General features: G+C 70.5%; 18 protein-coding genes. 8 read left to right on the forward strand and 10 right to left on the reverse strand.

What is annotated here, in order from left to right:
* Positions 1–3: 3 nt before the first annotated feature.
* From FHU38_RS11795 to FHU38_RS11805, 3 genes are read left to right on the forward strand one after another with little or no spacing between them, the layout of a single operon-like run.
* Complete coding sequence (locus tag FHU38_RS11795) at positions 4–672, forward strand: hypothetical protein (protein ID WP_167170181.1); 669 nt, start codon at positions 4–6, stop codon at positions 670–672.
* Positions 672–2,156, forward strand: a complete 1,485-nt coding sequence (locus FHU38_RS11800; protein WP_167170184.1) for a proton-conducting transporter transmembrane domain-containing protein — start codon at positions 672–674, stop codon at positions 2,154–2,156. The genes FHU38_RS11795 and FHU38_RS11800 overlap by 1 nt, the downstream gene beginning before the upstream one ends.
* Positions 2,153–3,682, forward strand: coding sequence for a hydrogenase large subunit (locus FHU38_RS11805; RefSeq protein WP_313886746.1), 1,530 nt, complete (start codon positions 2,153–2,155; stop codon positions 3,680–3,682). Before FHU38_RS11800 ends, FHU38_RS11805 begins: the two co-directional genes overlap by 4 nt.
* Positions 3,683–3,814: 132 nt before the next feature.
* Here the strand turns inward: FHU38_RS11805 and FHU38_RS11810 are convergent, their stop codons facing one another.
* The gene (locus tag FHU38_RS11810; RefSeq protein WP_167170187.1) at positions 3,815–5,035 is read right to left on the reverse strand and encodes a PP2C family protein-serine/threonine phosphatase; all 1,221 of its coding nucleotides are present in this window, start codon (positions 5,033–5,035) and stop codon (positions 3,815–3,817) included.
* 200 nt (positions 5,036–5,235) lie between these two features.
* Here FHU38_RS11810 and FHU38_RS11815 point away from each other — a divergent pair, with 200 nt between their 5' ends.
* The 5 genes from FHU38_RS11815 (at position 5,236) to FHU38_RS27985 (ending at position 12,028) form a co-directional block, all read left to right on the forward strand.
* A complete protein-coding gene (locus FHU38_RS11815; RefSeq protein ID WP_167170190.1) occupies positions 5,236–6,633 on the forward strand; it encodes a cytochrome ubiquinol oxidase subunit I in 1,398 nt (465 codons plus the stop codon).
* A gap of 18 nt (positions 6,634–6,651) precedes the next feature.
* Positions 6,652–7,824 carry a cytochrome d ubiquinol oxidase subunit II gene (gene cydB, locus FHU38_RS11820; protein WP_167170194.1) on the forward strand — a complete coding sequence of 391 codons (1,173 nt, stop codon included), beginning with the start codon at positions 6,652–6,654 and terminating at the stop codon, positions 7,822–7,824.
* Positions 7,825–7,830: 6 nt separating this feature from the next.
* Positions 7,831–9,450 (forward strand): thiol reductant ABC exporter subunit CydD, encoded by a 1,620-nt coding sequence (gene cydD / locus FHU38_RS11825; protein WP_167170197.1) that lies wholly within the window; start codon positions 7,831–7,833, stop codon positions 9,448–9,450.
* Positions 9,447–11,180: a thiol reductant ABC exporter subunit CydC gene (cydC, locus tag FHU38_RS11830; protein WP_208415643.1), complete on the forward strand. Its 1,734-nt coding sequence runs from the start codon at positions 9,447–9,449 to the stop codon at positions 11,178–11,180. Before cydD ends, cydC begins: the two co-directional genes overlap by 4 nt.
* A gap of 89 nt (positions 11,181–11,269) precedes the next feature.
* A complete protein-coding gene (locus FHU38_RS27985) occupies positions 11,270–12,028 on the forward strand; it encodes a sigma 54 modulation/S30EA ribosomal C-terminal domain-containing protein (protein ID WP_313886747.1) in 759 nt (252 codons plus the stop codon).
* 7 nt (positions 12,029–12,035) lie between these two features.
* On the opposite strand, the gene FHU38_RS11840 is transcribed toward FHU38_RS27985, so the two are convergent.
* The 9 genes from FHU38_RS11840 to FHU38_RS11880 are packed head-to-tail and all read right to left on the reverse strand — an operon-like array spanning position 12,036 to position 22,382.
* Positions 12,036–13,151 (reverse strand): acyl-CoA dehydrogenase family protein, encoded by a 1,116-nt coding sequence (locus FHU38_RS11840; protein WP_167170201.1) that lies wholly within the window; start codon positions 13,149–13,151, stop codon positions 12,036–12,038.
* Positions 13,148–15,001: an AMP-dependent synthetase/ligase gene (locus FHU38_RS11845; RefSeq protein ID WP_167170204.1), complete on the reverse strand. Its 1,854-nt coding sequence runs from the start codon at positions 14,999–15,001 to the stop codon at positions 13,148–13,150. Before FHU38_RS11845 ends, FHU38_RS11840 begins: the two co-directional genes overlap by 4 nt.
* A gap of 34 nt (positions 15,002–15,035) precedes the next feature.
* Positions 15,036–15,755: a hypothetical protein gene (locus FHU38_RS11850; RefSeq protein WP_167170207.1), complete on the reverse strand. Its 720-nt coding sequence runs from the start codon at positions 15,753–15,755 to the stop codon at positions 15,036–15,038.
* Positions 15,752–16,978 (reverse strand): MlaD family protein, encoded by a 1,227-nt coding sequence (locus FHU38_RS11855; RefSeq protein ID WP_167170210.1) that lies wholly within the window; start codon positions 16,976–16,978, stop codon positions 15,752–15,754. Before FHU38_RS11855 ends, FHU38_RS11850 begins: the two co-directional genes overlap by 4 nt.
* Positions 16,975–18,048 carry an MCE family protein gene (locus tag FHU38_RS11860; RefSeq protein WP_167170213.1) on the reverse strand — a complete coding sequence of 358 codons (1,074 nt, stop codon included), beginning with the start codon at positions 18,046–18,048 and terminating at the stop codon, positions 16,975–16,977. The genes FHU38_RS11855 and FHU38_RS11860 overlap by 4 nt, the downstream gene beginning before the upstream one ends.
* Positions 18,045–19,151: an MCE family protein gene (locus FHU38_RS11865; protein ID WP_167170216.1), complete on the reverse strand. Its 1,107-nt coding sequence runs from the start codon at positions 19,149–19,151 to the stop codon at positions 18,045–18,047. The genes FHU38_RS11860 and FHU38_RS11865 overlap by 4 nt, the downstream gene beginning before the upstream one ends.
* Positions 19,148–20,146: an MCE family protein gene (locus tag FHU38_RS11870; RefSeq protein ID WP_167170218.1), complete on the reverse strand. Its 999-nt coding sequence runs from the start codon at positions 20,144–20,146 to the stop codon at positions 19,148–19,150. Before FHU38_RS11870 ends, FHU38_RS11865 begins: the two co-directional genes overlap by 4 nt.
* On the reverse strand, positions 20,143–21,138 hold the full coding sequence (locus FHU38_RS11875; RefSeq protein WP_167170221.1) for an MCE family protein: 996 nt from the start codon (positions 21,136–21,138) through the stop codon (positions 20,143–20,145). The genes FHU38_RS11870 and FHU38_RS11875 overlap by 4 nt, the downstream gene beginning before the upstream one ends.
* The gene (locus tag FHU38_RS11880; protein ID WP_167170224.1) at positions 21,135–22,382 is read right to left on the reverse strand and encodes an MCE family protein; all 1,248 of its coding nucleotides are present in this window, start codon (positions 22,380–22,382) and stop codon (positions 21,135–21,137) included. Before FHU38_RS11880 ends, FHU38_RS11875 begins: the two co-directional genes overlap by 4 nt.
* Position 22,383 lies beyond the last annotated feature (1 nt).

Below are 22,383 nucleotides of genomic sequence, written 5' to 3' on the forward strand. Positions count from 1 at the left end.
GACATGACCGAGACGCTGTACGCGCAGGCACTGAACCTGGCCGCTGGGGCGCTGCTGCTGACCGCCATGCTGATCCTGTGGCGCCGCGAGCTCGCCATGACCATCCGGGTGCTGGCGGCGCAGGGTCTGGCGCTCGCCCTGCTCGTCGCCGTGCTCGCCGCACGGGAGGGTGGCTTCGAGCTGTGGATCGCCGCCGCCGGGCTGGCGCTGCTGCGGGCGGGGCTGCTGCCGTGGCTACTGTGGCGGGCGCTCGCCGAGTCGGCGGACGGGCAGCCCGCGCGGGAGACCCGTCCGCTGGTCGACGTGGCGTCGTCACTGCTGGCCGCCGCGGCGCTGGCGCTGCTCGCCTACGCGGTGTCGCGCCCGCTGGTGGAGCTGGCACCGTCCGCGGCGACCCGTGCCATCCCCGTCGGGCTCACCGTGGTACTGCTGGGCTTCTTCGTACTCGTCACCCGCCGCAGGGCACTGTCGCAGCTCGTCGGTTTCCTGCTGCTGGACAACGGCATCACCGCCGTGGGTTTCCTCACCACCGAGAGTGTCGGTCTCATGGTGGAGCTGGGCGTCTCGCTCGATGTGCTGCTCGCGGTGCTCGTGCTGCGCGTGCTCACCACCAGGATGCGGGAGACCTTCGGCGACACCGACCTCGACGAGCTCAGAGAGTTGCGGGACTGATGACGCCACCTGTGCTTTCCGTGTTGCCACTGGCCGTGCCAGCCGTGGCCGCGCTCGCTTTCGCGGTATTCGGCAGCCGACCGGCCGCGCGCTGGATCGGTGCCGCGAGCTCGGTGGCTCTGCTTGCCGTGGCCGTGACACTGGCCTACGCGGTGGTGACCTCGGGGCCGGGTGCCGCTCTCGGCGGGCTGCTGTGGCTCGACGCCGTTTCGGTGTTCATGCTGCTGGTCATCGCCGCGGTCGCGGTGCTGGCGACCTCGGGGACACCCGGCCACTTCCGAGCCGAGATCGCGGAGGGGAGGGCGGGCCCGCGCACGGCCGCGAGGCACGGCGCGCTCGTACAGGCGTTCATCGCCGCGATGAACGCGGCCGTGCTCGCAGCCAACCTCGGCATGCTGTGGATCGCGATCGAGGCCACCACGATCATCACGGCGTTCCTCGTCGGGCAGCGGCGCAGCAGGGCCGCCGTGGAGGCGGCATGGAAGTACGTGGTGCTGTGCTCGACGGGCATCGCGCTGGCGCTGCTGGGCGCGCTGCTGCTCAACTACGCGAGCAGCACCGGGGGCGGGGGCGCCGGGCTGAACCTGGTGGCGCTCGCCGACAGCGCTCACCTGCTCGATCCCGACGTCACCCGCATCGCCGTGGTGCTGTTGATCCTCGGCTTCGGCGCCAAGGCCGGGTTGGCGCCACTGCACGCATGGCTGCCGGACGCGCACTCGCAGGCTCCCGCACCGGTGTCGGCGTTGATGTCCGGTGCGCTGCTCGCGGTGGCGTTCTACGCCGTGCTGCGGGTGAAGGTCGTCGCCGACGCGGCACTGGGAGCGGGCTTCGCCAGGGCACTGCTCACGGTGATGGCGCTCGCCTCGCTGGCCGTAGCGGCGACCCTGCTGCTCGCGCAGCGCGACTACAAGCGGATGCTGGCCTACTCCAGCATCGAGCACCTCGGGCTGGTGGCGCTGGGCGCCGCGATCGGTGCCCCGCTGGCCGTGGCGGCCGCGCTGTTGCACGTGCTCGGACACGGGCTGGCCAAGGCGGCGCTGTTCCTAGGCGCTGGCCGGGTGCTGCAACTCACCGGCAGCAGCAAGATCGCCTCCGTCCGTGCTCTGGCCGCCCGCGCGCCGGTGCTGGCGGGGGGCGCGGGTCTTGGCGTGCTCGCGTTGACGGGACTGCCGCCGTTCAGCCTGTTCGCCAGCGAACTGGGCATCGCACGCGCGGGGCTCGCGACCCCGGGCATGGGCTGGGCCACCACCGCGGCGCTGCTGCTCGTCCTGGTAATAGCTGGCACGCTGGTGTGGCACAGCAGCCGCATGCTGCTGGGTGCCCCCGCCGACGTGCCGGGCGCGGCCGTCGCACCCGTGCGCACCGACACCACCGTGGTGGTGCTGGTCGTTGGGCTGCTGGCCTGCGCGGCGCTCGGGGTCACGGTGGGTCCACTGGACACTTTGCTGGAATCGGCCGCCGACATCCTCGTGGGGGCATCGTGACCACATTGGACCCGATCGTCGCAGGGCAGGCAGCCGGGCACCGGCGCAGCGCACTGACCGTGGCCGCCGACGACCTCGCCGACACCGCGAACGCGCTGCTGCGTGGCGGTTTCCGGGTGGCGCTGGTGTCCGGACACGACGAAGGGGACTCGTTGCGGGCGGTGTACCTGTTCACCGCCACAGGCCCGGACCGGCGCGTCGAACTGCACGTGCCGCTGCGGCGTGCCGATCCCGTGGTGCCCAGCCTCGCCGCGATGTCGTTTCCCGCAGGCCGGTTCGAACGGGAAATGCGTGACCTGTACGGCATCGTGCCGAGACATCACCCGCTGCCGCGCAGACTCGTGCGGCACTTCCACTGGCCCAAGGGCTGGTACCCGATGCGGGCCGACGCGGCCGAGGCACCGCGGTTCGGTACCGCCGACGGGCCTTATCCCTTCCGCACCGTGGAGGGCCAGGGCGTGTACGAGATCCCGGTGGGGCCGGTGCACGCGGGCATGATCGGGCCAGGCCACTTCCGCTTCTCCGTGGTGGGCGAGACCATACTGAACCTCAAGGCGCGGTTGTGGTTCACCCACCGCGGTGTGGAGAAGCTGTTCGAGGGCCGCCGTGCGCCCGAAGGTGTGGAACTCGCCGAGCGGGTGAGCGGGGACACCTCGGTCGGGCACACGCTCGCCTACTGCCAGGCCGTCGAGGACGCCCTCGGGCTCGACGTCGACCCCGCGGCGCTTCGGGTACGGGCGATCCTGCTCGAACTGGAGCGGCTGTACAACCACGTCGCCGACCTCGGAGCACTGTGCAACGACGTCGGGCACGGCATTCTCAACACCCACGCGCTGCGTATCCGGGAGGAGCTGCTGCGGCTGGGGGACCTGGCGACCGGGCACCGGCTGTTGCGCGGCGCTGTCTACCCCGGTGGTGTCAGCGTCGCTGTGTTGCCCGACGTGGCCCGGCTCGCGGCCGTCGGTGAGGACATCGCCGAACTGGTCGAGCTGGCGCTCGGCCACAGTGTCGTGCGAGACCGGTTCACCGGCACCGCCACTCTCACCCGGCAACAGGCGTGGGACCTTGGCACGCTCGGATATGTCGCCAGGGCAAGCGGGTTGGGTTTCGACGCGCGGCACGACCACCCGCAGTTCCAACCGCCGCTGCCGAGGTCGGTGCACAGCCGGACCGACGGTGACGTGCTGGCGCGCTTCCTGGTGCGGGCGGAGGAGGCCGCGGCGTCCGTCGAGCTGATCCAGGCTCTGCTTGCCGACGTGGCAGGCTACCGGGGCGCGCCACCGGACCCGGCGAGGTCGCTACCCGCCGTCGCGGGGTCAGGGGTGGGCATCGTCGAAGGCTGGCGAGGCACGATCGTGCACCGGATCGAGTTCGCCGACGACGCGACGCTGGCCAGGGTGAAGATCGTCGACCCGAGCTTCTTCAACTGGCCCGCGCTCCCGGTGGCCCTCGCGGACACGATCGTGCCCGACTTTCCGCTGGCCAACAAGAGCTTCAACCTCTCCTACGCTGGCAACGACCTCTGAGTCCGTGCGAGCGGTGAACTCGCGGGCGGGAACGCAGAACTCGCGGGCGGGAACGCAGAACTCGCGGGCAGGAGCGGGGGACTCGCGGGCGGGAGCGGGGGACTCGCGGGCGGGAGCGGGGGACTCGCGCGGTCAGGTGAGTGCGGGCAGGAGTGGGGGAGTGTCCGGGGTCGGCCACTCCAGTAGTACCAGCGTGGCGTCGTCGCGGAGTTGCCCCTGCTGGTGGTCGAGCACGGCGTGGCTGAGCCGCCGCAGCGTTTCGGGCGCGGGCAGCCCGGCGGCGCTGTGCCGCTCCACCAGGTCGGTCAGCCGGTCGAGCCCGAACTGCTCACCCGCGTCGTCGCGAGCCTCGATCACCCCGTCGGTGTAGAGCAGCACCCGGTCGCCCGGTTCCAGCCGCTCGGTGGCGGGCTCGGTCTCGGTGTCGTCCAGGTGCCGCAGGCCGAGCGGCAGCCGCCTGCCCCCGTCCAGCGTCTTGCGAGCCTTGCCCGCGCGCAGCAGCACCGGCGGTGGGTGACCCGCGTTGAGGTAGGACAGCACGCCGGTGTCCAGCCGCAGCCGTGCCAGCACCGCGGTGGCGAACCTGCGTTCCGGCGCGTTGCCGCGCAGCACCTCGTCGGCGCGGGCGGCGATTGCGGGCAGCGACGCGTCCCGCCTGCGCGCGTTGCGGGTCGCAGCCATCGCCAGCGAGCACACCGTTCCGGCGAGCAGGTCGTGCCCGGTGGCGTCGAACACCGCCACGTCGCCCACCTCGTTGTCGGCCGCGTAGTCGAAGCCGTCGCCGCCTGCCTCGTCGTAGTACTCCACGGTGGCGCTGATGGTCATGTCCCTGCACGCGAACGTGCGCGGGGGCAGCAGTTGCCACAGCAACTCCGCCGACACCGTCAACGGCCTGGGCCTGCGAATGCGGTGCAGGTAGTCGCTGAAAGGCAGCTTGGTGACCAACACCGTGCCGAGCAGCCCGGCCAGCGCCCAACAGTGTTCGCGTAGCCGCCGGTCCGTGGGATCGGTCCGCTCCGGCAGCAGGAGCTGCAACACCCCCAGCCTGCTCGCCCCATCCAGCACCGGGACCCACAGTATCGGCCGCCGGGTGCGTTCGTCGGTGGCGGCCAGCAACTCCACCAGTTGGAACGCCCTACCCGCCAGCGTGCTCTCGATCGACACCGACTCGGCGAGGTCGGCGCGTACCGGATGCAGGTCGCGCTGCGGGACATCAGCCAGGTAGAGCTCGGCTTCCATACCGACCTTCGCCGCCGCGTTGGTGAGTATCCACGGCAGGTCGCTTCCACTCGCGAGATGCGCCTGCGCGATCACCTCGCGCAGCACGCCGTAGAAGTCCGAACGGGAGTCCACGAGTCCACCGTAGACGCATGCGGGGCAGGCCGCTCCACCTCGAGCGGTACACCTGCGACGGACCAACGGCTGTCCCACGGCCGGGTGTAATTCGCCGGAGAACCCGGTGGCCGCAGCGCGGCGTGCTGCGGAGCGAGCCGAAGCGACCGATCCTGCTTGCAGACCCGCGAGCCTCGTCGACCGTGTGGGGGTGCCCGGCTGTGACCTCGGATGCGCTCGACCTCGCCCGTTGGCAGTTCGGGGTCACCATCGTCTACCACTTCCTGTTCGTGCCCGTGACCATCGGGATGGCCTGGTTCGTCGCGGGTATGCAGACCGCGTGGCAGCGCACCGGCAAGGAGCGCTACCTGCGCGCCACCCGGTTCTTCGGCAAGCTCTTTCTGATCAACTTCGCGCTCGGGGTCGTCACCGGCATCGTGCAGGAGTTCCAGTTCGGGATGAACTGGGCGCTGTACTCCCGCTACGTCGGTGACGTCTTCGGCGCGCCGCTGGCCATCGAGGCGTTGGTGGCCTTCTTCCTCGAGTCCACCTTCATCGGGTTGTGGATCTTCGGGTGGGACCGGCTGAGGCCGAAACTGCACCTGGCCACGATCTGGCTCGTCGCGATCGGCACCACCGCGTCGGCCTACTTCATCCTCGCGGCCAACTCGTGGATGCAGAATCCGGTCGGCACCAGGGTCACCGAGGACAGGGCCGAGATGGTGTCGCTGGCACAAGTGTTCTTCCAGCCGTTGCAGGTGTGGCATTTCGTGCACACCCTCGCGATCGCGCTCATCACGGCGGGGCTGCTGGTGCTCGCCGTCGCCGTCTACTGGCTGCGGCGTGGTAAGGACGTACGGCTGTTCCGGGCGGTCGGCAGGAACGCGCTGCTGGTGACGTTCGTGTCGTCCGTGGTCGCCATCGGCGCTGGCCACTTCCAGGCGCAGATCCTCACCGACGTGCAGCCGATGAAGATCGCCGCCGCCGAGGCGCTGTACGAATCCGCCTCACCGGCCCCGCTGTCGCTGTTCGCGGTGGGGCCGTGGGAAAAGCGCCCCGAGCGCGTCGACGTGAACATCGAACTGCCGTACGCGCTGTCGGTGCTGTCCACCAACAGTGTCGACGGGCGGATCAAGGGCATCAACGAGGTGCAGCAGGAGTACCGGCAGCAGTACGGCCCCGGTGACTACACACCGATCATCGGCACCATCTACTGGACCTGGCGAGTCATGATCACGATCGGGTTCGCCGTACTGATCTTCAGCGCCGTCGGGCTGTGGCTGACGCGGAAGGGCAGGCCACTGGAGCGAGCGCGCCGGTTCCACACCTGGGCCTACCTGTTCCTGGCCACTCCCTTCATCGCCGCGACGGCGGGCTGGCTGTTCACCGAGATGGGCCGCCAGCCGTGGATCGTGCAGGGCCTGCTGTTCACCAGGGAAGCGGTCTCGCCCTACGTCGGCGTCTCGTCCGTGGTGTTCACCCTCGTCGGGTTCACGCTCGCCTACACGATCCTCGGTGCCGTGGAGGTCTGGTTGATCACCAGGGCGGTGAAGAAGGGTCCGGAGGAGAAGTTCGAAGGCGCGTCCACGAAGGCGCCGCTGCCGCCGATGCTGTACTGACGAAGAGAGTTACCGCGAATGGTCGCAGACCCTGGACTGCTCAACCTGGAAACGCTGTGGTTCGTGCTGATCGCCGTGCTGTGGATCGGTTTCTTCGTGCTGGAGGGTTTCGACTTCGGTATCGGGATGCTGTACCCGTTCCTGGGCAGGGACGATCCCGAACGGCACGCGTTGCTGGCCACGATCCTGCCGGTGTGGGACAGCTACGAGGTGTGGCTCATCGTGGCGGCCGGCGCGATGTTCGCCGCGTTCCCCGGCTGGTACGCGGGCCTGTTCTCGGGCTTCTACCTGCCGCTGTTCGGCATCCTGGTGGCGCTCATCGTGCGGGGTGTGGCGATCGAGTACCGCAACAAACACACCGGCGGTAGCTGGCGGCGCACCTGGGACGTGGCGATGCCGATCTCGTGCCTGCTGGCGTCCTTCCTCTTCGGTGTGTTGTTCGCGGGGATGCTGAACGGGCTTGAGATGGACGCCGACGGGCTCATCACGGTGGGTCCGGCCGCGCTGTTCAGTGGCTACGCCGTGCTCGCCGGGCTGACGTTCGTGGCGGTGTTCCTGCTGCACGGCGCGCTGTTCCTCACCCTGCGCACGCGTGACGAGCTCGAGGTCCGGTCACGTCGCGCGGCGTTGTTGTGCTGGCCTGCCGCCGCCGCCTTGCTGACCGGCTTCCTCGCCTGGACGGGGGTGCGGGCCGCCTCGCCCGACCCGCAGAACATCCTCGTGCTGGCGCTGATCAGCGCCACCTTTCTCGCCGGTGTCGCCGCGGGCCCGCTGGTGTGGCTGCGGCGCGCGGGCAGCGCGTTCGCGGCGACCTCGGCGGCCATCCTGCTGCTTGTGGCCTCACTGCTGGTGTGGCTGTACCCCAGGGTGCTCGTCTCCGCCAGCCCTGGTGTGCAGAGCCCCACGGTCTTCTCCACCGCTTCCAGCAGGTACACCCTCGTCGCGATGACGATCGTGGCGATCATCTTCGTGCCGATCGTGCTGGCATACCAGGCGTGGGCGCTGCGAGTGTTCCGCGCCCGGTTCAGCAGGGACGACTTCGCCGACCCGCCCAGCGCGGCGGACCTGTTGCGTCGTGGCCCGCTCGGAGGCGGCGCGAGTGACCGCGGCGCCACCGACAGCACCGACAGCACCGACACCACCGACACCACCGACGGCGAACCCGGTGGGCAACCGGGAACCGGGCGGTAGCCGCCGATGCGGGTGGTCGATCCGCGACTGCTGCGGCACGCGCCGAGCGCACGGCGGTTCCTGGTGTTGGCCGGGCTGCTCGCCGCGTTGTCGGTGGCGGTCACGATCGCACAGGCGGTGCTGTTCGCCCATATCGTGGTGGCGGCGTTCCTCGAAGGCAGCGGCGTGGCGACACTGCTGCCCGCGCTTCTCGCCTTCGGTGGTCTCGCGCTGGTACGCGGGGCGCTCACGTGGGCGCTGGACAGCGGCGGCAACCTGGCCGCGCAGCGCGTCGCGCGGGAGCTTCGTGCGCGGGTACTGGCGCACGTGGTACGGACCACGCCCGGAGACGTGCCGACCGCGGAGGTGGCGACCGCCACCACCGAGGGCACCAGCGCGCTCGAGCCGTACTTCGCGCGGTTCCTGCCGAGGCTGTGGCTGGCCGTACTCGCACCGACGGCGATCCTGGTATGGGTCGCCGTCCACGACCTGCCTTCGGCACTGGTGATGCTGGTGACGCTGCCGCTGATCCCGGTCTTCGGCGTGCTCATCGGGAAACTGACACAGGCCAGAACCCGCGCACGCTGGCAGGCGCTGGCGCGGATGAGCGCGCACTTCCTCGACGTGGTGTCCGGGCTCACCACGCTTCGGGTGCACCGGCGCGGGGTGGCGCAGGCACGCGGTATCGCCGACACAACGCAGGCCTACCGGCGCGAGACGATGGGGGTGCTGCGGGTCGGCTTCCTGTCGGCGTTCGTGCTGGAACTGGCCGCCACCGTGGGGACGGCGCTGATCGCCGCAGAGATCGGTATCCGGCTGGTGGCAGGCGGGCTGACCCTGCAGCCCGCACTGATGGTGTTGCTGCTGGCGCCGGAGCTGTACGGCCCGCTGCGCGCCGTGGCGTCCGACTTCCACGCCAGCGCCGACGGGGTGACCGCCGCGTCGCGCCTGCTCGACCTGCTACGGCGACGTCCCGCCGTCGCCGTGCCGGAGCCGGCCCGCCCGCCGCGTTTCGGCGTGGTGCGGTTCGAGGACGTGGTCGCCGCCTACCCCGGCAGGGGCACGGTGCTGGACGGGGTGAACTTCGAGCTGCGGCCGGGGGAGCGGGTCGCGCTGGTTGGCGCGAGCGGAGCGGGCAAGACGACGCTGCTGGCGCTGTTGCTGCGGTTCGCCGACCCGGTGGCGGGCCGGATCACGGTGGACGGGGTGGACCTGCGCGAGTTCGATCCCCGCGAATGGCGGCGGCTGCTGACCTGGCTGCCGCAGCGGCCCCGGCTGCGGCCCGGCGCGGTGCGCGACGCGGTGCTGTGTGACGGCGGACCGCGGATCGCCGAGCGCCTCGGGGTGGGCGATCTGCTGGAACGCTCGGTTGGCGAGGACGGGGCGGGCCTGTCGTCGGGGGAGGTGTCGCGGCTGGCGCTGGCTCGCGCGCTCGGCCGAGACGTCTCGCTGACCCTGCTGGACGAGCCGACCGCACATCTCGACCCGGCCTCGGCCGCCGTGGTGGCCGCGACGCTGCGAGAGCTGCCCGCCCACCGAACCGTCCTCGCCGCGACCCATGACGCCGACCTGCTCGGCGTGGCCGACCGCGTGGTCGAACTGAGAGACGGCCGGGCACGGCAGCCACAGCGGGCGGTGACATCGTGAGAAGCAATCCACTGTGGAGGATGTTGGGCTTTGCCCGCCCACTGGCGCGCCGGTTCTGGCTCGCCGCACTGCTCGGTGCGCTGGCCGTGGGCTCGGCGGTCGCGCTGCTGGCGACCTCCGGCTATCTCATCTCGCAGGCCGCGCTGCAACCGCCCATCCTCTCGCTGGCGGTGGTCATCACCGCCGTACGAGCCTTCGGCCTCGCGCGCGCCGTTTTCCGCTACGCCGAGCGGCTCGTCTCCCACGACGCCGCCCTGCGGCTGCTGCGCAGGCTGCGGGTACGGTTCTTCCGGCGGCTGGAGCCGCTGGTTCCCTCCGGGCTTCCGGGCGCGAGGACGGGTGACCTGCTCAGCGGCTTCGTCGCCGACGTCGACGCCGTGCAGCACCTTTACCTTCGTGGTCTCGCCCCGCCGCTGGTGGCACTCGTGGTGGCTGCCGGTGCGGTCACGGCGGCGGCGCTGTTGCTGCCCGCGGCCGGGGTGTGGCTGGCGGTGGGGCTCCTGCTGGCGGCTTTCGGGCTGCCACTGGCCACGGCGGCGTTGGCGCGCGTGGCCGCCCGCAGGCAGTCCACCGCGAGGGCGCGGCTGTCCACGGAGGTGGTCGAGTTACTGGAATCCGCCCCCGAGTTGATCATCCACGAGCGCGAAGGCGAGCAACTACGCCGGGTCGGCGCGGCCGACGCGGCACTGGGCAGGATCACGCGCGTCGACGCGCTCGGCGGCGGCCTCGCCGAGGGTGCGGTGGACGTGCTCACCGGGCTGACGACAGTCGCGGTGCTCGTGGCGGGTGTGGCCGCCACCGAGGCGGGCACGTTGCCTGGTGTGCTGCTCGCGGCGGTGGCGCTGCTGGCGACCGCCGCGTTCGAGGCCGTCCGCCCGCTGCCGGAGTCGGCAAGGCACCTCGCGGGCTCGGCGGGCGCGGCCAGCCGGCTGCTGGAGCTCACCGACCGGGAGCCGCCCGTGCGTGAGCCCGCGCGGCCGCTGCCACCGCCCGCCGGTGAGTTGCTTCGGGTAACGGACGTGCGCGTGCGCTACGCCCAGGACGGGCCGTGGGTGCTCGACGGCGTCGATCTGGAGCTTCGACCTGGCCGCCGGGTGGCGCTCGTCGGTGCCAGCGGCGCGGGCAAGTCGACACTGGCGGCGTTGCTGGTGCGGTTTCGCGACCCCGACGCCGGAACCGTCACCCTCGACGGCCGCGACCTCACCCGCTACGCGCAGGACGACGTGCGCAGGCTGGTCACGCTCGCGGGCCAGCAGGCCCACCTGTTCCACACCACGATCGGCGAGAACGTGCGGCTGGCGCGGCCCGAAGCCGGGCGGGCCGAGGTCGAGGACGCGCTGCGTCGCGCACGGGCACTGGACTGGGTGCGGTCCTTGCCGGACGGCCTGGAGACCGACGTCGGTGAGCACGGTTCGCTTGTATCCGGCGGGCAGCGGCAACGCATCGCGCTGGCGCGCGTGTTGCTGTCGAACGCCCGGTTCCTCGTGCTGGACGAGCCGGCCGCGCACCTCGACCCCGGCACGGCGGACGAACTCATCGCAGACATGCTCGACGCCACGACGCAACGCGGCGTGCTGCTGATCACCCATACGCTGCGCGGGCTGGCCGAGGTCGACGAGATCGTCGTTCTCGACCGCGGCCGGGTGGTCGAGCGGGGTCGTCACCCGGATCTGGTGGCGCGCGACGGGCACTTCGCGCGGCTGTCCGGTGTGACCCACGTCGCGCGCTGACCGCTTCGCGCGGGACTTTGTCCCCTACCTCACGCCGGGTCTTTCGGCCAGATTGTCGCCTGGCGGGACATAGGTGAGGAGGCGAACAGGTGCGGATCGGCCGGGCAGGCGGGCCTGCGGACATCGTGGTGGAGACAAGGGGAGAGGTCGTCGAAAGCGCACGCGAATACGTACGTGGCCAGCTCGCGGCGCTAGCGCGGCGGCTGCCGGACAGCGTCACGCAGGCCAGATTGAAGTTGACCGCGTTCACCCGGCCCAGTGCGCCGGTGCCCGCACTCGTTCAGGCCAACCTCACCGTGGGGGGTATCGGGGTGCGGGCACAGGTGGCCGCCGCCTTCCTCCCCGAAGCGGGCAAGCTGGCGCGGCAACGGTTGCGCGAACACCTGGCGCGGCTGGCCGGTGCGGGCCACGCCCGGCCCTGGCAGGGCACACCGGCGGCACGGTGGTGGTCGCAGCAGCCTGCCGCGCCGAGGATCGTGCGAGACAAGAGCTACCAGCTCACCCGGTGCCACCCCGGCGAGGCGGCGCGCACCATGGACGTGATGGACTACGACTTCCATCTCTTCGTCGACGACGAGACCGGTGAGGACAGCATCGTGTTCCGCATCGGGCCCACCGGCTACCGGCTGGCGAGGCTGCGCTCGCTCGCCCCGCCGACGGCACCGGTGGATGTCCCGCTGACCGTGAACGTGCACCCGGTGCCCAGCGAGACCACCGACACGGCTACCACGTGGCTTTCGACCTGCACCGACCTGCCGTTCCGGTTCTTCAAGGACACCGAAACGGGCAGGGGCACGGTGCTGTACCGCCGCTACGACGGCGACTACGGCCTGCTGCGCGGACGGTGACGCCGGTTCACAAGCCGAGCGTCTTGCCGATGATGTCGCGCTGGATCTCGCTCGTCCCGCCGTAGATGGTGGAAACCACGGTGGAGCGCACCAGCCGTTCCATGCCGTACTCGGTGGCGTAGCCGTAGCCGCCCAGCATCTGCATGCCGTCCAGCGCCATCGCCTTGGCGAACTCGGTGGCCTTGAGCTTGGCCATCGAGGCCTCGCGAGGGAACAGTTCGCCGGGGTTGGCGTCCATCCTGCGCGCGACGTCGTGCACGAGCAGGTTGGTGCACTCCAGTTCGGTGGCGTGGTCGGCGATGCGGTGCCGCAGGGCCTGGAACTTGCCGATCGGGCGGCCGAACTGCTCGCGCTGCTTGACGTAGGACAGCGTGTTGTCGAAGGCGCGCCTTCCGACGCCGAGCATGTTGCCAGCCAGGATCATCCGCTCGATGTTCAGCCCTGCCATGAGCTGCGGCCACGCGCGGCCTTCGACGCCGACCACGGCGTCCTCGCCGAGCCCGCAGTCGGTGAAGTAGAGGTCGTTGACCTCCTTGCCGCCCATGGTCTCGATACCCTTGATCTCCAGCCCCGCCGTCTTCGCTGGCACGTTGAACATGGTCAGGCCCTCGTGCTTGCCGCCCCCGGTGGAGGTACGGGCCACGAGCAGGATGTGCTCGGCGATGTGCGCGTTGGAGCACCAGGTCTTCTGACCGTTGACGACCCAGCCGCCGTCACGCTTCTCGGCACGGCAGGTCAGCGCGCCCACGTCCGAACCGGCGCCCGGCTCCGACATGGAGATGGACAGCACCTTGCCGTTGACGAAGTCGGTGAGCACCCGCTCCTTCTGGGCGTCACTGCCGAACTTCTCGTACGCCGCAGCGGCGATGACCGAGGTGGCGAAGCCGCTGATGGGCGCCTGCCAGTAGCCGGTCTGCTCAAGGAAGAGCACCAGCTCGGCCATGCCCTGCCCGGAGCCGCCGTACTGTTCCGGCATCGTGATGCCGAGCCAGCCCAGCTCCGCCATCTTGCCGTACAGGCCGGGGTCGTGCGGGAACTCGGTGGCGCTACCCACCTCCCTTCGGCAGAAGTCGGCTACCGCCTCGACAAAAGCCTGCTGTTCCTGGGTCAGTTCGCGACTCACTTCGCTGCCTCCTCGGTGTACAACTCGCTGATCTCGCCGGCGTAGACCTGCCCGATCACCCTGCGCTTCAACTTCATGGTCGGGGTCAGTTCGCCGGACTCGGGGGTCCACGGCCGTTGCAGGACGCGGAACTTCTTGACCTGCTCCGGTCGTGACAGCTGCTCGTTGGCGGTACGCACGGCGGTCTCGATCTCGGCGAGCACCCGGGGGTGCTTGGCCAGTTCGCTCACGTCGGTCGCCTCGATGCCCGCTGCCTTCGCCCAGGCGGGCGCCACCTCTTCGTCCAGAGTCAGCAGTGCCGTGAGGTAGGGCCGGTTGTCGCCGATCACCGCGGCGTACCCGATCAGCGGGTGGGTGCGCAGCAGTCCCTCCGCCTTGCTGGGCGCGATGTTCTTACCGCTGGAGGTGATGATGAGTTCCTTCTTGCGGTCGGTGATGGTGAGGAACCCGTCCCCGTCCAATGTGCCGATGTCGCCGGTGGCCAGCCAGCCGCCGGAGTCGACGTCGGGCTCGACGCGGCCGTCGGCCTGCAGGTAGCCGAGGAACACCAGTGGCCCCTTCACCAGCACCTCCCCGTCCTCGGCCAGCTTCACGGCCATGCCGGGGGTGGGCAGGCCGACCGTGCCCGCGCGGTAGCGGTCGGGGAAGTTCGTGGTTGCCGCGCCCGTGGTTTCCGAAAGGCCCCACACCTCCATGATCGTCATCCCGAGGCTGCCGAAGAACTCCAGCACCGAGGCGGGAATGGGTGCCGCGCCACTGCCCAGCCGCACGGCTTCGCCGAGCCCCAGCTTCTCCCGCAACGGTCGCAGCGCTGCCTGGTCCGCCTGCCGCAGCTTGTCGGCGAGTTCGGCGGGCAGCTCGCCGCCGTCCGCCCTGATCGCGTAGGCCTTCGCCGCGGCCTGCCTCGCCGCGTCGATGCCGGCCCGCTGCTCCTCGGCCAGCGCGGCCAGCACTGCCTGCACCCCGGCGGAGAGTTTCTCCCACACCCGGGGAACACCGAAGAACCCGTGTGGCCGCACGGCCTGCAGCGTCGCGGGCAGCGCGGCCGGGTCCTGGCACACGGTGACATGCGCGGCGCTGAACGTGGGCAGGTACATGCCGAGTACCCGTTCGGCGATGTGGGCGAGCGGCAGATACGCCACCAGCCTGGGGTTGGCGGGCGCGGGCTGGATCAGCTCCTGTGCCGCACACTGGTACAGCACGTTGTTGTGGCTGAGCACGACACCCTTGGGGTCACCGGTGGTGCCCGAGGTGTAGATCATGGCGACCGGGTCGTCCTGGTCGACCGTTTCCGCCCAGTCCCGCACCGCATCCGGGTCCCGGCCGTGCAGCTGCGCGCCCGCGGCGAGCAGGTCGGCGTAGCTGATGAACCTCGCGTCACCTTCCGGAATGGCGGAGTCGTCGAGCATCACCACGGCACGCAACGCCGAAAGCGAGTCCAGTACGGGCCGCCAGCGCCGCAGCTGTGAGGCGCCCTCCAGCACCACCACGGTGGCGGCGCTGTGCGTGGCGGCGTGCCGGACCTGCTCGGTGCTCAGCGTGGCGTAGGTGGTGCACGGGATCGCGCCGAGGTGCACCGCGGCGAAATCGACCACCCAGTGTTGCGGCCTGCTGGAGCAGTCGATCAACATGCGGTCGCCGCGATGCAGGCCTGCCGAGGACAGCCCGTGCGCCGCGGCGGCGACCCGGTCGTGCAACTCCCGCCAGCTCAGCGTTTCCGCGTCCTCGCCGACACCGGACGTCAGCGCGGGAAGCTCGCCGTACTCCTCGGCGTTTCGGCGCAGCAGCGTGGGAATCGTCCACTCACTCACCTCGCGCCACACATCGGACGCCGTGACCTGATCGACCATTGTTCGCTCCTTCTTTCCTGGCCGGGTTCGCTGCTCAAAGCAGCGCGACGTCGTCGACGAGCCAGCGGCCGTCCTGCCGCACCAACGTCATCCGCATCCGGTTGCGGTCGATCCGTGGTTGCGGGCTGTTGGTGTTGGTGATCGTCTGGTCCACGAAGAGCACCACGACGGCCCTGTCCTCTTCGAAGGACTGCACCCCCGAGGCCACCACCTCACCCTTGGACACCGCCTGGTGCTTCTTGATCAGCTCGGTGAGCTTGCTGCCCACCTGCTCGTACTGCTGAGCGAATCGGAGTGTGGCGTCCTCGGTGACCCCGCTGAAGTTCTCTTGCAGCTTGTTGAAATCGTAGGAGGACAGGTTCGCGGCGAACCTGCTCGCCGCGTCCATGGCCTGCGTGCGCGCGGCCTCCTGGGAGCGCAGCGAGAAGTATTCCCACGCCAGGTAGCCCGTGCCGCCGAGCACCGCGGCGACCAGCAGTGCGGCCAGCAGCGCCCTGGGACGCAGGCGTGACCGCCGTGCCCCGCTCGAAACCGGGTCGGGCTCCTCTGCCGCGGAGTCGGTGGAGTCGGTGGAGTCGGCGCTGCCGGTCTCCGTGTTCTCCGTGCTCTGCGTGTTGTCCGCGCTCTCCGTGGTTTCGGTGGTGTCCGTGGCCGCCTCGGTGTCGCGTTCGGACTGTTCGGCGTTCTCGTTCTCACCCCCGGAACGGGGCCAGGGCGAGGGGCGCTGGTCGGTTGGGCGGGCGCGACTCATCATTGCACTCCCTGTAGCAGGATCGAGGACCAGGAACGTGGGCCGAGCACACCCTGCTGCCCGCCACTGCTGCCGACGTCGAACGGCAACGGCAGCCCCGAACCCGGGTCGTAGGACCGGTTCTCGGGCGCGGGCGGTTGCTCGGAAGGTGAGCTGTCGGGGCGTGGCGCGTTCGCGGCACCACGCTGCGCGAGGTCCGGCCCAGGAGGGCAGTGCCACGTCAGGTCGGGTTCACGGGGCTCGGTGTCGGTCGGGGTGCGCCTTGGGGTCTCGTTGAAGCAGACCGGACCCTGCGTGGCGATGAGGTAGAAGTTCGCCGTGTCACCTTCGACGATGCTGCCCAGCTTGGTCAGTGTGTCCGGCAGCGAGATCAACGTCTGTTCCACGGCGGGGGCGCGCACACTCACCAGCTGAGCGGTGGTCACCAGGTTGCCGAGCAGGGTGGTGAGCGCGGGCTGGTTCTCGGTCATCATCCGCGCCACCCGGCGTGCCGGGTCGGGAACGTCGTGCAGCAGGTTGCGGATCGCGGGCTCCTGCTCGCGCACGGCGCCGGTGAACTGCCGCATCGCGGTCGCCATCCTGCGCAGCCGGTCGCCACTGTCGCCCAGCAGCTGCCTGCCGTTGTCGGCGAGCCGACGCAGTTGCGGTGTTCGCTCGTCGGCGAACCGCAGCAGCGTCTCGGTGTTGTCCAGGATGCGGATCAGCTCCGGGGTCGCGCCGTTGAGCCCGGTAGCCAGCGCGTCGCCGATCACGGCGACGTCCTCGGCAGGCAGGCTGTCGGCGACCTCCATGAAGTCCACCAGCAGCCGCTCCAGCGGCAGTGGCCTGCGGGTGTGCTGTCCCGGAATGACGCTGCCGTCGCGAAGGTAGGGCGGGTCCTCGTCGCTGGGACGCAGATCGAGGCGAACGATCGCCATCGGTGTCTCCTGTGTCACCACGGCGGTGGTGACGCGCGGGATGCGGGTGCCGGCGTCGAGCTCCAGCCGCACCCGCACACCGGCTGCCTCCGGGTCGAGTTGGACGTCCACTACCTCGCCAACGCTGACGCCGCGGTAGGTGACCTGGGACTGCGCGGTGAGCCCTCCGGTGTCGGGCATCCGGACGGTGACGGTCAGCCCGCCCGTGATCGCGCGTGGCCCGAGCACGTTGGAAAGGACGTAGAAGCTGCATGCCACACCGATCACGAGGAACAGCGCGAGTTGCGCCAGCGCCAGCCTGTTCTTCATCGCGTGCCGCCCTCCAGCAACAGTCCGGCGTCTCCCCGCGGCGGTTGCCGCGGCGGCTCACCATCCGTCGGTGAGGGCACCTCGCCCAGGTCGGGGTCGAGGATCTCGGCGACGGTGAGCGGCACGTTGATCGTGCCGTCCAGCATCAGGTAGTCGCCGGGGGTCGCCTGCCGCAGCAGCCTGATGAACTCCCGCGCGTCGGTGAGCGTCTTGCCGAGCCCGTCGTCGAGCGCACCGAGTTCGTTCAGCAACGGCCGTAGCTGGTGCAGCTGCTCGGTCAGCGCCGTGCCGGTCTCGTCGATCAGCCCTGCGGCGTTCTCACCGAGCGAGGAAACCGAGCGCAGCAACCGGGAGAACCGCTCGCGCTCGGCGAGCAGGGTGTCGAGGGCGGGCCGGATTTCGGTCAGCGCGGCTTCCAGCGTGGGTGTGCTCCGGGCGAGCTGACCCGACACGGCGTGCATCGAGTCGACCACGTCGACGATCTGGTCACTGTGGTCGTCAAGCGTGGCCAGCACGCGGTCCAACCGCGCCAGCAGTTCGCTGACCGTGTCGGCGCGACCGGAGAGCATGGCGTTGGCCTCGTTGACGATCGTGCGAGCCTGGTCGATGCCGGAGCCGTTGAGCAGCGTTCCCACCGCGGCGAGGGTGCTCTCCACGTCAGGGCCACGCGAAGTGCGTGCGAGCGGGATGACCGGTTCCTGCTCTAGGGTGGCCTGCCCGTTCGGCCGCGGCGGCGGCCGCAACAGCACGAACTCCTCGCCCAGTGCGGAGGTGAGTTCCAGCCGGGCCCGGGTTCCAGCGGGCAGCCGCACCCGCGAATCCAGTTCCAGCTCCACCCGCGCGCGGAAATTCTCGGTGCTGATGGCGGCGACCCGGCCGACCGTGGCCTGCCCGACGCGGACGGTGCCGCCCAGCGGCAGCCTCGGCGCGTCGGTGAAGACCGCCGTCACCCGGTAGGTGTCGTCGCCACCACCGCCGAGGCTCGCCGCGTTCTGCAGGCTGAACGCGCAGCCGGAGGTCGTCGAGGCCGCCGCGAGCAGTGCGACGACGGCGCGGGTAGCCCGCCTCATCCGCCACCCCCGTTCATCGCGCCGTCCAGGCCGAGCGCGTCGGGAATCCTCGGCGGGAACGGAATCGGGTTGACAACGCCCGCGCCCTCGCACAACGGCAGCGGGAGTTGCCTGCACAGCTTCGCGGTCGTGGGGAACTGGCTCAGGTTCGTCGAGACGTCCAGCCGGATGCGCAGCCGGTTGTCCTTGACCGCGAGCCCGAAGTTCTGCAGTGCCAGCGGCAGGGTGTCCAGGGTTTCGGCGAGTTCCCGCTGCCGCGCCACGAGCGTGGTGCTCACGTCGGTGAGCTTGGACAGGTCACCGGACAGTTGGTCACCGTGTTCGCGCAGCAGCCTGCCGAGCGTGCCCAGCGCGCGGGAGATGTGCTCCACCGAGGCCGCCACCGCGTCCTGCTGCTCGGCGAAGTCGGCCGCGGCCGCGGAGACGGTGTCGGTCACCGTGTCTACTGTGGATCGATGCTCGACGAGTAGCCTGCTGAGTGACTCCACGTTATCGAGCACGGCCCCGATGTCGGGAGTCTGCGCCGCCACCAGGTCACTGGCCTGCGCGATGTTGTGGATCGCGTCGCGGAAGCGCTGCCCGTTTCCGCCGACGGTGTCCGCGGTGGCACTGACCAGCGCCCCGATGCCACCCGCTCCGGTCTTGTCGGGGCCCAGCGCGTCCAGCAGTTGGTCGAGCGAGGCGGCCAGTTCGTCCCACTTGATCGGAGCGTGGGCGCGCTCGACGGGAATGCCGGCCCCGTCGGGCAGTTCTGGGCCCCCGGTGTAGGCGGGGGACAGCTCGACGAACCGATCGCTGATCACGGCCGGACTCATGATGTAGGCATGCACGCCCTCGGGTATGGCCACGTCGCCGGGCAGTGTCATGGTGACCCGCACCCGGCTGCCGCGAGGCTCGACACTTTCCACCGTGCCCAGTGGCACGCCAAGGATCGCCACTCTGCTGCCAGGGAAGATCCCGTCGGCGGAGGGGAACTCCGCGGACACGCGCGACTCCGATTCCGGGCGCAGCAGGACATGCCAGGCGACGCCTGCCGCCAGCGCGAGCACGCAGGCGATCGCGACACCCCGGGTGATGCGCCGGATCGGGCCGTTGCGGTTCATCGGCAGCCCTCCAGCAGAGCGACGAGGCACAGCAGGTTGTCGGGCAGCGGACCGGCGGGCCCAGCGACATCACCCCACGGGCCGTTGCCCGACGCGTTGGCGAGGTAGCGGCTGCCCGGCCCGAGCAGCCGCAGCGTCTCGGAAATGTCGCGCTCGTTGCGGCTGAGGGTGGCCGTGATGGAGTGCAGGTCCGAAAGCAGCGGGTCGAGCAGTGGTTCGTTGTCCCGCAGCAGTTCGTCGAGTGCCGTGGTGAGTTCGTTGACGTCTCGGATCAGCGCCCGGATCGTGCCCCTTCGCTCGCTCAGCACCTCCGCGACCAGCCTGGCGTCCCCGAGCAGCGCGGTGAGTGTGTCGCGCTGGTCCACCAGGGAACCGGTGAGGGTCCGCACCCCGGACAGCAGCCGCTGGAACTCCTCGTCGCGCTCGGCGATGATCCCGGTCGCGCGGTTTATCCCGTCGAGCGCGCGGCCGAGCAGTTCGCCGTCGGGCGACTGCCGTTGCACGGCGGTGGCGAGTTTCCGAAGCTGGGCCAGGTCGAGCTGCTCGGTGGTGTCGACGGCCTGGGTGGCGAGGTCGTTGAGGCTGTACGGCACCCGGGTGCGCTCCAGCGGGATGGTGCCGCCCTCGGGCAGCTCGCCAGGCCCGGCGGGCGACACGCTGAGGTAGCGGGTGCCGAGCACGGTGGCGAGCTTGACCGCGGCACTGGTGGTCTCGCCAAGCGGCTGCTCGCGGTCGAGCCGGAACTCCACGTGCACCCGGTCGCCTGCCAGCCGCACGCCGGTGACCCGGCCCGCTGGGACTCCCGCGACGTACACCTGGTCGCCTTCGGTCAACCCCGCGGCGTTGCCGAACTCCGCGGCGTAGCCGAGGGTTGCGGTCTGGAACGCCAGCCTCGGCACGGCGACGGCGGTGGCCAGCAGCAGCAGGAGCACGATCGCCCCCACCGCCCCGTCGAAAGCGGGGCCCTTGGCGCGCAGGCGGCGAAGGACACTCATCGGCAGACCTCCGAGTGCGGGCCGGCGTCGAGCTTGAAGGGTTCGCCCCCGATGTAGAGGCCGAGGTTGCACACGTAGATGTTGACCCACGAGCCGTAGTCGAGGGTGCGGCCGAGCGTGGTGGAGAACTCGGGAAGGTCGCGTACCAGCGCCTCGAAATCCCGCTCGTTGTCCACCATGGTCTTGGTGAGCGACTTCAGCGAGCGCACGTCCCGCGACAGCCCCGGCTCGATGTCACCCAGCAACCGGGTCAGCGAGTCGGCCAGCTCGGCTCCGCTGTCCAGCGCGGAGGCGATCTGCTGCCGGGACTCGGCCGCGAACGATGTCAGGTCTGCGAGGCTGGTGATCAGCGCGCGAAGGTCGTCCCTGTGCTGTGTCATCGTGTCCAGCACGCCGGTGAGGTTGGTCAGCACCTCGCCGAGCACCTGATCTCGGCTGCCGAGCGTCTCCGTCAACGAGACGACGGTGGCGAGCAACTTGTCCAGCGAGGTGGTCTCACCCTGGAAAACGGCGAGGATCTCCGAGGCCAGGGTGTTGACCTGCTTGGGGTCGATGGTGTCGAAGAGCGGCTTGAAGCCGCCGAGCAGCGCGGTCAGATCCAGCGCGGGCCTGGTGCGTTGCACCGGGATCGTCGATCCCTCGGGCAGCTGGCCCGTGCCATCGGTCAGCGAAAGGTGGCGGGCACCGAGCAGGTCGGCGTAGCGGATCACCGCGAGGCCGTCCAGGGGCACGCGCTGCTCGGCGGAGATCTCGAAGGTGACCCGCGCCTGCCCGTCCAGAAGTTCCAGGTCGGTCACCTTGCCGACGCGGACCCCCGCTACGGTCACGTTGGCTCCTGGAACGAGTCCCTGCGCGTCGGTGAACACCGCGTGGTAGGTGGCGGTGCGGCCGGGCACCGGATCGGTCAACGTGTTGATCACCAGTACCGCCGACAGCGCGCACACCACGCCGAACGCGGCCAGCTTCAGCAGTGTGGGGGTCAGCTTCCTCACCGGACCACCACCCGGTTTCCCCGCACCATGGGGCCGAGCAGCAGCGAGAGGAGGTCGCCTGAATCGTCCTGTCTGGACTGCCGTGGACCGGTGCCGGGCAACAGCGGAGCCAGTTCGCGAAGCTGTGACCGTTCCAGCTCGCTGCCGACCGGTCCGGCCGTGCCGCCGGGCAGCGGCAGCGGCGGCCGCGGCCTGCGGGCGGCACCGCAGTTGGGGCCCTCCATCCCGGGGTAGCGAGGGCAGTCGGCCGCGGTGTAGGGGTAGGGCTGGTCGAGAGTGAGGCCCGCCTCGATGTTGAACACGCCGGTGGCGAAGGTGCGGTTGGCGCCGTCGAGGAAGAGGTTCGCGGCATCCATGGTGTCGGAAAGGGCACCCGGGTGCCGCGAAAGTGCCTCCGACAGCGGCCCGGTGGCGTGCGTGAGCTGGATGAACCGGCTTGCGTTGTCTGCCAGGAACCGCTCCGAGCGGCTGGACAGGTCGATTCCGGCGGAGAGTACCGCCGACAGCGACTCCCGTTCTGCCACCACGGTGCGCGACAGCGCGACGGCGTCGTCGAGGGAACGCAGCAGTTCGGGCGAGGCCGCCGACAGGTCCCGTGCGATGCCCGCGGCCGTTGTGAGGTCCTCGCCGAGATCGTCCACGAGTGGTGACGCGTCGCGAGCCGTTTCGGCGGCCTGGTCGATCAGCTCGCCGATCCTGGCGCCCCTGCCGCGCAGGGTGTCGGCCACGGTGGTGAGCGCGACCTTCAACTGCGCCGGCTTGAGGTCGTCGATCAGGTCGTAAAGCCGCGAGTAGGCGTCGTAGAGCGCGACGGTGCGCCGGGACTCGTCAGGGGCCAGGTGCGCGCCGTCGGCCAGCGAGCCCTCGGGCCGCGCGCCCTCAGGCACGGCGAGGTCCAGATACTGGTCCCCGAACACCGTGCGCGGCAGCAACCGCACCGTCACGTTCGCCGGAACCCGCCGCAGCAGGTCGGGTTCCATCCGCAGCTTCAACCGGGCGCCGTCGGTGCCGCTCTCGACGCCGGCCAGCCTGCCGACGACGACGCCGCGGTACTGCACCGGCGAGTCGTCGCGGATCGTGCCCGCCGACGACGGCAGCGTCGCGCTCACGACGGCCCGCGAATCGACCACGTCGCCGCCCGCCACCACGGCGGCGACGGCCCCGGTGGCGAGCAGTGCCGCCATGGCGATGCCGCGCACGGCCAGCGTGGCCCTGTTCGGTTCCGCACGCACCCGCTTCGCCATG

This window comes from Saccharomonospora amisosensis (assembly GCF_011761185.1).
In the GTDB taxonomy this organism is placed as follows: Bacteria; Actinomycetota; Actinomycetes; order Mycobacteriales; family Pseudonocardiaceae; genus Saccharomonospora_A; species Saccharomonospora_A amisosensis.

Bases quoted from the DNA above. Each gene is read 5' to 3' on its own strand.
- FHU38_RS11795 (WP_167170181.1), top strand. From the start codon at position 4: ATGACCGAGACGCTGTACGCGCAGGCACTGAACCTGGCCGCTGGGGCG.
- FHU38_RS11800 (WP_167170184.1), top strand. From the start codon at position 672: ATGACGCCACCTGTGCTTTCCGTGTTGCCACTGGCCGTGCCAGCCGTG.
- cydB (WP_167170194.1), top strand. From the start codon at position 6,652: ATGGTCGCAGACCCTGGACTGCTCAACCTGGAAACGCTGTGGTTCGTG.
- cydD (WP_167170197.1), top strand. From the start codon at position 7,831: ATGCGGGTGGTCGATCCGCGACTGCTGCGGCACGCGCCGAGCGCACGG.
- FHU38_RS11845 (WP_167170204.1), bottom strand. From the start codon at position 15,001: ATGGTCGATCAGGTCACGGCGTCCGATGTGTGGCGCGAGGTGAGTGAG.
- FHU38_RS11850 (WP_167170207.1), bottom strand. From the start codon at position 15,755: ATGATGAGTCGCGCCCGCCCAACCGACCAGCGCCCCTCGCCCTGGCCC.
- FHU38_RS11855 (WP_167170210.1), bottom strand. From the start codon at position 16,978: ATGAAGAACAGGCTGGCGCTGGCGCAACTCGCGCTGTTCCTCGTGATC.
- FHU38_RS11860 (WP_167170213.1), bottom strand. From the start codon at position 18,048: ATGAGGCGGGCTACCCGCGCCGTCGTCGCACTGCTCGCGGCGGCCTCG.
- FHU38_RS11865 (WP_167170216.1), bottom strand. From the start codon at position 19,151: ATGAACCGCAACGGCCCGATCCGGCGCATCACCCGGGGTGTCGCGATC.
- FHU38_RS11870 (WP_167170218.1), bottom strand. From the start codon at position 20,146: ATGAGTGTCCTTCGCCGCCTGCGCGCCAAGGGCCCCGCTTTCGACGGG.
- FHU38_RS11880 (WP_167170224.1), bottom strand. From the start codon at position 22,382: ATGGCGAAGCGGGTGCGTGCGGAACCGAACAGGGCCACGCTGGCCGTG.